7 protein-coding genes and 1 tRNA gene are annotated in these 12,068 nt (G+C 27.6%); 7 read left to right on the top strand and 1 reads right to left on the bottom strand.

Translation table 11 applies throughout. The features are described 5' to 3' along the window. Window positions 1-3,400: 3,400 nt before the first annotated feature. Window positions 3,401-4,654: a metallophosphoesterase gene (locus GOY14_RS01265; protein WP_175809500.1), complete on the bottom strand. Its 1,254-nt coding sequence runs from the start codon at window positions 4,652-4,654 to the stop codon at window positions 3,401-3,403. Between the two features lie 180 nt (window positions 4,655-4,834). Here GOY14_RS01265 and GOY14_RS01270 point away from each other — a divergent pair. The 7 genes from GOY14_RS01270 (at window position 4,835) to GOY14_RS01300 (ending at window position 12,041) form a co-directional block, all read left to right on the top strand. Continuing rightward, window positions 4,835-4,922, top strand: a tRNA-Leu gene (locus tag GOY14_RS01270). A 27-nt stretch (window positions 4,923-4,949) separates the two neighbouring features. Further along, entirely contained in the window at window positions 4,950-6,032 is a 1,083-nt protein-coding gene (locus tag GOY14_RS01275) for a GTP cyclohydrolase II (protein ID WP_175809865.1), read from the top strand. A 63-nt stretch (window positions 6,033-6,095) separates the two neighbouring features. Beyond that, window positions 6,096-6,779: a VirB8 family type IV secretion system protein gene (locus GOY14_RS01280; protein ID WP_175809501.1), complete on the top strand. Its 684-nt coding sequence runs from the start codon at window positions 6,096-6,098 to the stop codon at window positions 6,777-6,779. Next, on the top strand, window positions 6,766-7,572 hold the full coding sequence (gene virB9 / locus GOY14_RS01285; RefSeq protein WP_175809866.1) for a P-type conjugative transfer protein VirB9: 807 nt from the start codon (window positions 6,766-6,768) through the stop codon (window positions 7,570-7,572). The genes GOY14_RS01280 and virB9 overlap by 14 nt, the downstream gene beginning before the upstream one ends. 21 nt (window positions 7,573-7,593) lie before the next feature. Continuing rightward, a complete protein-coding gene (locus GOY14_RS01290; RefSeq protein WP_175809503.1) occupies window positions 7,594-9,054 on the top strand; it encodes a TrbI/VirB10 family protein in 1,461 nt (486 codons plus the stop codon). A gap of 10 nt (window positions 9,055-9,064) precedes the next feature. Further along, on the top strand, window positions 9,065-10,066 hold the full coding sequence (virB11, locus tag GOY14_RS01295; RefSeq protein ID WP_175809505.1) for a P-type DNA transfer ATPase VirB11: 1,002 nt from the start codon (window positions 9,065-9,067) through the stop codon (window positions 10,064-10,066). Window positions 10,067-10,085: 19 nt separating this feature from the next. Continuing rightward, on the top strand, window positions 10,086-12,041 hold the full coding sequence (locus GOY14_RS01300) for a type IV secretory system conjugative DNA transfer family protein (protein ID WP_175809506.1): 1,956 nt from the start codon (window positions 10,086-10,088) through the stop codon (window positions 12,039-12,041). Window positions 12,042-12,068: the final 27 nt, after the last annotated feature.

Here is a 12,068-nt window from a genome sequence, read left to right on the forward strand (position 1 = left end):
GTTATTACTTTTATATAGTAATTATATCTGTATATATTACTTTTGTTTATAAGTTTTTTTTCTTAATTATTTAAATAAATTGTCTGTTATGTTGTTTTTTAAAAGTTGTAGTAATGGCTTTATCTTATAACAAGAAAGAAGCTATATATAAACTCATAAATAGTTGTTATTATGTTTTAAATAATAAAATTTAGTTAGTAAAATTGATTTTATATATCATGCTTTAATATCTTTATATTAATAGTTTATTTAAATATATTAAAATATAACTTTTAAATTTTTTTAATGTACTAATATTAAGTTTTTTCTTACTGAATTAGGATATAACTTTTTATTAATCTATTTTTTTTGATAGTGATCTTATATTTCTAATTATTAAATAGTTTCTTTTGATATAGCTATTATATAAATTGAATATGAATTATAGGAATTTAATCAATTGAGATTTATTATAGTAATGTTTTTTATAAGTTATTTAGCAGTTAAAATATATTGATTTTATATACAATAGTAAGTTGTATTTAGAATGAAATAGATTTTAGATGTGTGTATTTTTTATTATTTTCATTTGCTCTTTTTGTCAAAATTTAAGTTTATGTATTTGTTCTGATTTAAAATGTTTAGTTTGATACACGAGTTTTATTTTTAATGTTTAAAAAGAACTTACAGCTCACAGTACTTCATAAAAATTAATTTGCTATTACTGCCATTAAAGTTAGAAAGTTAATATTTTCTGATAATGAAGGTTTCTTAGATGTCACTTTTTTTTATACATAATAGTTTACATAATACATTGCTCATTGAGCATAAACATTATGTTGACACTGTTTTAATATGAGCTGTTTACTAATTTTAAAGGAGGTTTTGATTTCATAGTATTCTATGACAATTTTTTTTAAAGAAAAAGATTTAAGCTTTAAGTTATCATTAAATCTTTTAAAATTACCTTTAATTTATAAAGGTCTGAATTTTTTGAAGGCAAACTTTTATCTTTATTTTGACAGTAGAGTTTCAAAGTTTATTCTTTAAAGGATTTGTTACTGTGAATCTTTGGCTTTTGATTAGTTATAATTTTAGTTACTAAGTATTTTTATTATTATTGTTAATGTCTTCATTTTTTTATAAGATAATACTACTCCTAAAATTTTTCTAATTTACTATTTTTTGCTTTGAAGTAAATTTAAACTTATTATTCTGTGTAATTTAATTAAAAATTTTTTCTTATTTACTTTTTTCTCATTGATACATACCACTTGTTAATTTGCTCAAGTTATAATGAGTCCTTACTAAAATCTATTTAGTTTCTTTTTTTAAATTAGCAGGATTATAATATAGTTTTGACTATTTTTGCTTTATTAATAAATGATTTTATAAATTTTATATCTTTATTAAAAATTTTAATCAAATACCTTATTATGACTTGAGTTATTATTATGCACTTAGTAATATTTTAGTAATTATTTTTTCATTTTCTGAAGTAGTTTATTTATTATAAAATTCACTTTATCGACTTTATTTATAACTTCTTCTTGATGAAGATTAATTTTTCACCTGAAGTAGGTTTTACCTTTAGTGCGTTTTACTATTAGTGATTTTTAAATACTTCATTCTAGTTTGTTTACTTATTGTATCATTTTTTAATAACTAAACTAGACAATATTAGTGTTTTACTGATAAATTTATTAATTTTTAGTAATTATGTTTAAAAATGATAAATTTATATACCTAAGTATAAAATTTATGTTCATTGTAACTTATGTATGTTTTTTTGCTTATTTAGTAAATAAATTGAAGATTGCTTTTATTTTTTAAGAACTTGATAAATTATTGGGTAAACAATATTACGGTTAGTTTTTTAATATTGGTTAATTCTAGTATATGGAAAGAAGTATTGCTTTATAGCTTCTCTTTTGTTAATTGGTAATAAGTTACAGTATATAATATTTATTGCTATGTGTATAGGGGGAATATTTTTCCTTTTTAGGGTAAAAAGATTTTTTGAACATACAGGAGTTATATTTATTAATTATTATAATTTTTTTTACATAAATTATGTTTTTTTATTATTCATTTAAGATGTTTTTGTATCAAGTTTATGAATCTAGTATTTTAATGTAGAGACTGCAGAATATCATAGTTTTTTATTATGTTGTTTCTCAAGTTTTATTCTTTATATGATTGAAGTGCCTATTTTATTTTCATAATAGATTAGTCAAAATATATTGCTATGGTCAATTTTTCGATTGAGTTTATTGTGAATGGATAAACTAAGATTTAGTATAAAATTTCTACAAAGAACTAATCAACTTTGTTTTTTTTAAAAAAAAGTAAAAAGATTAATTATAATTAATCACAGGCTGTTGAAAGATGCTATATAGGAACTTCATGTTTGTATAAAAGTACTGACTAGTTATTATAAGGGAATAGAGAAAAAATAGAGTATTCCTTAGATTTTGTTGTAGTGTAGTAATATCATAAATAAAAATATAGAAAAAGTTATTTTGTAAGTAGTGATTTTGAAAAATAATAGATAAAGAATTTTAAGTAGTTATTACTCAAGATATAGAAATTATGAGAATATTGAAAAATAATATATCAAAATATAATAGTAGTTTTGTTATATTGATAATCTAGATATGAAAGTTTTAAATTATTTTATTAATATGCGGTTTAAAGGGTTATTATATAAATTAGATTTTTTAATACTATTTTAATGCAGTAGTTTATTAAGTTAAAGATGGTTATATTTTTAGTACTGTTATATACCATATAAGAATATTAGTATTCAATATTGAATTAATACCTAAGTTGGCAAAATAATAAAGAACCTTAAGAATAAAATTTTTATTAGAACAAAATTAAGTAAGGTACTAAATACTGATTTTCTTGGTTTAATTAATATTCTAGTCAATAGAAATTGTGAAATTTAATTTAGAAGATTACTTTAGTGAAGGTAATATAAATGATGTGGTTTAGTTTAGATCAATTCATAAATTAGTAAATTTATTATTTTAAAGGTAAAGATTATGTATAATGATCTTTTTGGGTTATTTAATGAAAATTTAAATCTTATTAATAATAAAAATACAAACTATATTAATTTCATTGAGTAAAGAATAATTTATGTTAAAATAGTTTTGCTATTTTAAAGATAGATTTAGATAGGTTCACCATTATAGATTCTGACTGTTAATTTTTAGTTTATATTTTTTATACTTTTTTATCTCTTTATGTAGAAAACAATGGATGCTCTATATTTTGCTTCTTTTTTTTCTTCGGTGGATTCATAGTTAGCGTATTTAGGTATTAAGTGTTGAGCAAATTAAGATAGATAATTGATGTTTATTCTATATTTTATTGTTTAACATGAAACTATACTTTTTGATTTAGAGTTTAAGGTTTAAAATACTGTAAGCTTAAAGTCTTTTGTTAATTTTATAGAATATATTTTCTTGTTATCTTGATTATAGAAAGTGAATTCATGGTCGTCTAAGTTTAATATTGCAAAGCCAAAGCCAAAGAAGTTTTTCACTTCGTGTGCTAAGTAATTTTTATCATTTGGATAACTAAATTTTACATTTCGGTAAATTGATTTTTGGTCTTGAGCATGTAGTAATGCGCCACCATTTCCAACTATTATTTGATCTGGAACATTGTTCATTAATAGTATCTGGGCTATATGAATGTGACCAGAGACTATGGTAGTAACATTGCTAGGAAATTTATCTCCAAAAGCTTTAATTTGTGTAAGATTGCCATGGTTTTTTAGCATTAAGAATGCTTTTTTAGGGGATTTCCAGAGTGGCTTGTGAGTTAAGAACCATGTGGGCTTGTTGGAATTATCCTGTATTAATTTATTAAATTGTTTTTTAAAAGTATCAGTTGTCTTTTGATTTGTAAAAATATCCTCACCAGATGAAGAATCGAAGATAAAAAATCTGATTGGTCCAGCATCTAAAGACCAGCTAGGAACGCAATCTATGCACTTTTCAGGCGAAAAAGGGTATGGATCTAGGTATCTAAACCATCCTTCATAAGCCCTGTTACAGTTTTCATGATTTCCTCTAATAAAGAGAAAAGAAGATTGTGATAAAATATCCTTTGCAGGATTAAACCAATCAGCATACCAAACTTCTTTATTATGTCCATAAACATCTCCACATTTTTTTTTGTTTCTGCATTTTGTTTTTCTATAGTGGTAGTCACCAACATGGATGGTTAGATCTGGTTTATGGAGAGCGATAGAATCTAAATTTTTTTTAAAAGGCCAACTATCTACTGAATTACATTCTTGCTGGAATAATGAGTTTGTCCTACAACCAGTGTCACCAATAAAAGCAATTTTGCTAATTTTTTCTGGTAGTGTAGGAATTTTTGTATTGTTAATACTAATATTTTTAGCACTTGTTTTTATTGTTAGTTCACATACTGTTTCAGTGTAATTATTATTGTTGATTGAGCTACGGCTTAACATTTTTATTTTTTCACCATCCACATAAGCAATAGGACATGTATCGTTGCCTATAATTGCACGTACACTTAATCTATTTTCTGGAATAACTTGAGACCATGTATATAATATTTGTGCATGAATAGAGTAAAGACTAGTTATAAGAGGTAAAGTTAAAAAAATGAGAGTGTTAGCTATATTCATTGTGTATGCAAACTTAAATTAAAAATGAGTAATGTATAAGTAGATTGAGCGTGTAATATAAAACTTATCATAATCGTATAGGTAATTTAAAAATTATCCTAGTATCAGATTGACATTTTAGATAAAAATTCTAAAATGATTAAGTGATTTAAAGTAATTATATAAAGGCTAGGGTAAAGTGCGGTCGTGGTGGAATTGGTAGACACACAGCGTTGAGGTCGCTGTGGCTCGTAAGGCCTTGGAAGTTCAAGTCTTCTCGTCCGCACCAGTTTTTTATTGTTGTTTGTATAGTAAAATGCTTATAGGTAATCAGGATAAAAATAAAGTAGAGAGAGCTATTAGCGAGATCAGGCGTAGCTTACCAATTTTGATATATAATGAAAGTGATTATCTATTATTTGCTGCTGCTGAAACTTTAGAAAGAAATGTGTTTAATCAGTATAAGCTTATATCAAACAATTTATATATTACTTTAACTTCAAGTAAGGTACAGTATACATTAAAGGATGAGAAAAATGGTGATAAACGCTTACCAATAAATGATTTTGATGAATTACTTTATTTACTAAATTTTTCGATAGAAGATTGTACAAAGAAGTTGCGATGCTCAAAAACAATAGATAAATATGCTATTGCTTTATTAAAATTTTCAGAATTATTACCATATGCATTAGTGGTTGATATGACTTTTGGGAATAAGAATGAAATGCAAGGTTGGTGTGAAGAAAATGATGTTATTGCTCTGAATACATCATTTGTAAATCGTTTTCAACAGGATTATGGTGTATATGAAGTATGTAAAACGTCTCTATTTTTAAAACAAACTCAAAAAGTGAATATTATATCTTATAGAACTAAAAGTTGTGGAAGAGAGCACTATGCAATCATTATTGGTAATCCAAATGAAGAAATTGAACCATTAGTAAGGATTCATTCTTCATGCTACACAGGTGATTTATTAGATAGTTTATCATGTGATTGTAGGAGTCAATTGCATCAAGCAATTCAAGTAATGTCTGACTCTGGAAGTGGTATTATATTATACTTGATGCAAGATGGCAGAGGTATTGGTTTAACTAATAAGCTAAGAGCATATGGTATGCAAAGAAAATATAATCTTGATACTGTGGATGCGAACAGGGTATTGGGTTTTGAAGATGACGAAAGAAGTTTTGCTGTTGCAGCAAAAATTTTGAAAAAATTAGATATCAAAAAAGTTCAGTTACTTACAAATAATGATAAAAAGTTGTTGGAATTGAAAAGAGGTGGTATAGAGGTTACAAAGTGTTTACCACTTATTATGGAGCGCAATAAATATAATGATTCATATATGGAGGCAAAATTTTGTAGATTGGGCCACAGGTTGAGAGTGTTTTAGTTTTTTTGTAAATGCTTTCTTGATTTACTGAATTTATTGGTAAGTTAAACTTCAGATATTAAAATGCTAAAGTTTTTTAGGCAAAAAAAAAATAATAAGTTATTGGATAAAGATGTAAATTGGAGTTCAAATTGTTATAGCATGGTTGTTGCTCAGAGAAATACTTTACTTTTATTTGTATTGATATTATCAGTGGCAATTTTTGTAAGTATATTAGCTATACTAAAAATTAGTACTAGTAGTACTATCGAACCATTTGTTATAGAAATTGAAAAAAAATCAGGAATAGTGCAGTGGGTTGATCCTATTACGATAAAACAATATTCTGCAGATGAGGTTTTAAATAGTCATTTTATTGCAGAGTATATTAAGTCGAGAGAGATTTTTGATCCATATAATTATAGTTATAACTATTATACAAAGGTAAGGTTATTTTCTTCATCTAGTGTATATAATGAGTTTAGAGATTATATAGAACTGCAGAATATAGATGATCTTTTTAGTGTATATTCAGATTTTATTAAAAATGAGTTTAAGATTCGTTCAATTCAAAAATTATATGATGATACTTTTCAGATAAGGTTTACTGTGGAATTTATTCGAAAAGATGGGAGTTCCATCAGAAAAAATAGAATAGCTATTATGTCATATAGATATGTATCACTTGAGATGAATGATCAGCAAAGGTATATTAACCCGTTAGGATTTCAGGTTACTTCTTATAGGGTAGATGATGAATATGTGTAGAGTATTGTTTGTTTTAATTTTGTTGATAAGTATGGGAGTAAGTGCATCAATTAATTATGGTAAGCCTATTTCTGTAGACAGTAGAATAAAAACTTTTGTATATAGCCCTAACGAAGTGTTTACGGTTGTTTTTAGCCAAGGTTATTATTCTTATATAGAATTTGCAGAAGGAGAAAGAATCAAAAATATTGCTGTTGGTGATGCATCTAGTTGGAAGATTAGTCCTTATGATAATAAATTGCTTATTATGCCGTTTGAAGTTAGTAGTCGTACTAATATGATTGTTATAACTACCAGAAAAAGAAATTATATTTTTGATCTAATCTCAAGGCCAAACTACGATAAATATCCTACTAGTAATGTTGAAAAGACAGGTAATGATTATTCTGCTGAAAGAGATATATCTTATGTAGTACGTTTTTATTATCCTCAAGAGGAAGATGAGTTTGATATTGATTTAGATGAAATATCAACTCCTACTCAAATGCAGTATGTTGTAGATAAGCTAGAAGATGTAATACAAGAAAATGCTACGAAGTATAATTATACATATATTAATAAAAGTGTTAACGATGATATAATACCGATAGAGTTATTTGATGATGGCTATTTAACTTATTTAAAATTTAGAGATAGTAGTAAAATACCTCAAATTTTTGTAGAGGAAAATAAGGCTAAATCTCCTTGTAAAAGACTATTGTTTGATGGTTATATTATAATAAAAGGGGTGCATAAAAGGTTATTTATGCGTTATGAAGATGATGAGGTTGAAGTTGTAAATAAGTTACTTTAGTTTCATATATGCAATACAATTATGGGTAAAGAAAGACGTGATAATTTAGAAAATGAGTCAGAAATAGAGAGTAAAGTAGTAACAGTTGGTTCTAATCAAAGTCATAGAGTACTAATAGTTATTATTTTGGTGCTTTTAGCTGGCGGAGTATATTATTTCTATTTTGATCTTTTTTCTGATGAAAAGGATATGGAAATTATTAAAAGAAAAGAAGTAAAGCAAAGTGTTCAAGAGTTAAAGGAGAAATTGGAAAAAGTTCCGGATGAGATAGTTCATGAAAGAATAATAACTGATTTACCATCTTTACCTCCTCTTTTTACCCCACAAGTTATACCAGAAATAAGGCAAATTGAAAAAAAGGAAGAAAAACTCAAAGAAACTCATGTGTCAAATATACCTGTTTTGCCAAAACAAAATTTTTCTTATAGTGATAGTGCTAGTAATTTACCTACTTCATTGTCTACAATAGGGAATCATGGTTATCCTAAAGATAGACGTAGTGTACAAATGTTAGCAATTTTAGGTAATAAAAAAGAAAATAAGGCTACTGATAGTATTTTATCTAGCACTTCAACTCAGTTGAGCACGGTTGCTAGAGTGAGAAAACTTGGATTTATGATTACTCAAGGTAAAATTATTGATGCTGTTCTTGAGACTGCAATAGATTCTGATCTACAAGGTATGTTACGTGCTGTAATTAGTAGTGATGTTTATGCAGAATCTAGTAATACAATTTTAATCCCCAAAGGTTCGAGATTGATAGGTAATTATTCATTTAATCCAAGTACGATAAAAGATCGTATAAATATAAATTGGAATAGGATTATTCTTCCTCATGGAATAGATATTACTGTTTCATCATTTGGTACTGATAAGCTAGGTAGAGCAGGCATCATTGGTATGGTTGATAGTAAAGTAACAAGTGCATTGTTTTCTTCAATATTACTTGCAGGTATTTCAATTAGTTCGGCTGTTGTAGCACAAAAAGCTTATGATCTTATTGATGTATTTACTGTTATGAATTTAGTGAGATCTATTACTGTAACTGAGATAGACATTTCTGCCTTTAAGGATATTATTGGCAGGAAAAATAATTTTCATGAGGGTGAAGCAAGGATAGGAGATGATAAGTGGAAGCTTAGGATTGGAGCCATTAGAAAAATTAAGAATGCTTCTAATGAACAGAATTTAATTGAGATATTTAAGCAAGAAATAAAAGACTTGGGTTTGAGTTCGATTGATGATAATAAAGTTGATGAAATTACTTTAGAAGATATAAAATTATTGCTGCAAAGGCAAGAAAATAAGTCTGTTTATAAAGAAACAATTGAAAAATCAATTAATGATTTTTCTAAGGATATACGAGATATAGTTAATAGATATATAAGTAAAAGCCCAACTGTTTATGTTAATCAGGGTACTGCATTAAAAGTATTTGTTAATCAAGATATAGTGTTTCCTCCACAGACAATATTAAATTAATATCAATAAAATGAATTATGCTGCACTTGATACATATTTAGAGCCATTACAAAACCTCTTTCAAGAGGAAGGTGTAAGTGAAATATCGATAAATAAACCAAAAGAGGTATGGATTGAAAATTGTGGTAAAACAAGATGTGAAAAATTAGAAGTATTTGATCTTAATCATTTAAAGTCTCTTGGCAGATTAATTGCTCAGGCTACAGAACAAAAGCTGAATGAAGAAGCACCATTACTTTCAGCCACATTGCCAAATGGTTATCGTATACAGATAGTATTTCCTCCAGCATGTGAGCTTGATAAAGTGGTTATGTCAATTCGTAAACCTTCTACCATGCAGTTGGCATTGGATGATTATGAAAGAATGGGAGCTTTTTCTGAGACTTCTATAGAGATGACTGATAATCCAGTAGATCTTTATTTGGATTTGCTATTAAAGCAAAAAAGAATAAAAGAATTTTTAGAGTATGCTATAGTAAATAAGAAAAATATTATAGTTAGTGGTGGAACTTCTACTGGTAAAACTACTTTTACTAATGCTACTTTGCGTGCTATTCCAGTTGAAGAAAGAATTATTACTGTTGAAGATGCAAGGGAAATCGTTTTAGATAATCATCTTAATAGAGTACATTTGATTGTTTCAAAAGGAGGGCAAGGAAGGGCAAAAGTAACTACTCAAGATTTGATAGAAGCATGCTTACGTTTAAGGCCAGATAGAATAATAGTTGGTGAACTACGTGGAGCAGAGGCTTTTAGTTTTTTTAGAGCAATAAATACTGGTCATCCAGGGTCAATATCAACCTTACATGCTGATAGTCCAGCAATGGCCCTTGAGCAAATGAAATTGATGGTTATGCAAGCAAACCTTGGTATGCCTCCAGATCATATTATATCATATATTAAGAATGTGATTGATATTATCATTCAACTAAAAAGGGCAAGTAGTGGGAAAAGGAGTATTTCTGAAATATTATTTACTAGGTCTTTGAGTAAAATTTGTAAATTTATATAAAATTAAGAGAAAGTAGTTTATGACTCATAGTGGAGATCATCTGCGTAATATTTTTATAGGAGGTATTATAATTTTCAGTTTATTAGAATTTTGTTTCTATTTATCTGGAATATTGTTTTATCTTTTTGTTGATGGTCCTGATGGTGTAGATTTTAAGAAAATCAACCCTAGTTTAACTCCTTTTCCTCAAGCTCTCTGGCCAACAATTTTTGATCATATACAATATTGTTTGTATCATCCAGAGTTGTATAATTCTGAGCTTAAAATTAAATTAATTGTATCTTTTATGTTACCTATTACTGTTTTAGTAGTTATTTTATGGAATTTAAGAGAGAGGATAATTGAATGGCGGCCCTTTAAAAGGAAAGAATCGCTTCATGGGGATTCGAAATGGGCGTCAGAAAAAGATATACGGAAGGCAGGATTAAGAAGTAAAAAAGGATTGTTGCTTGGTAAGGATAAGAGAGGTTACTTTATTGCTGACGGGTATCAGCACACATTATTGTTTGCACCTACAGGTTCTGGTAAGGGTGTTGGTTTTGTAATTCCTAATTTGTTATTTTGGACTGATTCGGTTATTGTACATGATATAAAATTAGAGAATTATGAGATAACTAGTGGTTGGCGGGAACGACAAGGGCAAGAAGTATATGTATGGAACCCAGCACAGCCAGATGGAATTAGCCATTGTTATAATCCATTAGAGTGGATTAGCGAAAAACCTGGACAAATGGTTGATGATGTGCAAAAAATAGCAAATTTGATTATGCCTGAACAAGATTTTTGGCAAAATGAAGCAAGAAGTTTATTTGTTGGAGTAGTTTTATATTTGCTTGCTACACCGGAAAAGGTAAAATCATTTGGTGAAGTTGTACGTACTATGCGTAGTGATGATGTAGTTTATAATCTTGCTGTTGTTTTAGATACTATAGGTAAAAGTATACATCCTGTGGCATATATGAACATTGCAGCCTTTTTACAAAAAGCTGATAAAGAAAGGTCAGGTGTTATTTCAACTATGAACTCATCTCTTGAATTATGGGCAAATCCACTTATTGATACTGCAACTGCGACGAGTGACTTTAATATTTTAGACTTTAAAAAGAAGAAAGTTACGGTTTATGTTGGCTTGACTCCAGATAACCTGAATAGGTTAAGACCTTTGATGCAAGTTTTCTATCAACAAGCAACTGAATTTTTGTGTAGGAAATTGCCTTTAGATGATGAGCCTTATGGTGTATTATTTTTAATGGATGAGTTCCCAACTCTTGGGAAGATGGAACAATTTCAAACAGGTATTGCATATTTTCGTGGGTATAGAGTGAGATTATTCTTAATTGTTCAAGATACTGAGCAACTTAAAGGAATATATGAAGAAGCAGGAATGAACTCCTTTTTATCAAACTCAACTTATAGAATAACTTTTGCAGCTAATAATATTGAGACTGCTAATTTGATATCACAGCTTATAGGAAACAAGACTGTAAAACAAGAATCATTAAATAAACCTAAATTTTTGGATTTTAATCCTGCTTCAAGGTCATTGCATATTTCTGAAACACAGAGAGCTTTACTTTTGCCGCAGGAGATTATTATGTTACCGCGTGATGAACAAATAATTTTAATAGAGTCTACTTATCCGATTAAATCAAAAAAAGTTTTATATTATAATGATAGTGTTTTTACAAAAAAATTATTTAAGCCAACTCATGTACCTATACAGGAACCATATGACCCAAGTAGAATTTTTTCTACTGTTAGTAATGGTAGTGGGGTTGATAATGAAGAGAGTGATTCTATTGAAGGTCTTAACTCTGTTGATGACGGTTATCCTATTGAAACTGAAGGAGATGTAGCGCCTGATGAATTAGAAGTCAACGATAAATTTGATGATGAAGATATTGGTGAAGAGTTTGATGAGGGTGAGTTTGAAGATGAAGATATTGATGATGAGATAAAAAATAGTGAAAAATAAAGTTAATTTTATCTACTTTTTTTTTGG

Source organism: Wolbachia endosymbiont of Dipetalonema caudispina, from assembly GCF_013365495.1.
GTDB lineage: Bacteria > Pseudomonadota > Alphaproteobacteria > Rickettsiales > Anaplasmataceae > Wolbachia.

Bases quoted from the DNA above. Each gene is read 5' to 3' on its own strand.
- virB9 (WP_175809866.1), top strand. From the start codon at position 6,766: ATGAATATGTGTAGAGTATTGTTTGTTTTAATTTTGTTGATAAGTATG.
- GOY14_RS01275 (WP_175809865.1), top strand. From the start codon at position 4,950: ATGCTTATAGGTAATCAGGATAAAAATAAAGTAGAGAGAGCTATTAGC.
- GOY14_RS01290 (WP_175809503.1), top strand. From the start codon at position 7,594: ATGGGTAAAGAAAGACGTGATAATTTAGAAAATGAGTCAGAAATAGAG.
- GOY14_RS01300 (WP_175809506.1), top strand. From the start codon at position 10,086: ATGACTCATAGTGGAGATCATCTGCGTAATATTTTTATAGGAGGTATT.
- virB11 (WP_175809505.1), top strand. From the start codon at position 9,065: ATGAATTATGCTGCACTTGATACATATTTAGAGCCATTACAAAACCTC.
- GOY14_RS01265 (WP_175809500.1), bottom strand. From the start codon at position 4,654: ATGAATATAGCTAACACTCTCATTTTTTTAACTTTACCTCTTATAACT.
- GOY14_RS01280 (WP_175809501.1), top strand. From the start codon at position 6,096: ATGCTAAAGTTTTTTAGGCAAAAAAAAAATAATAAGTTATTGGATAAA.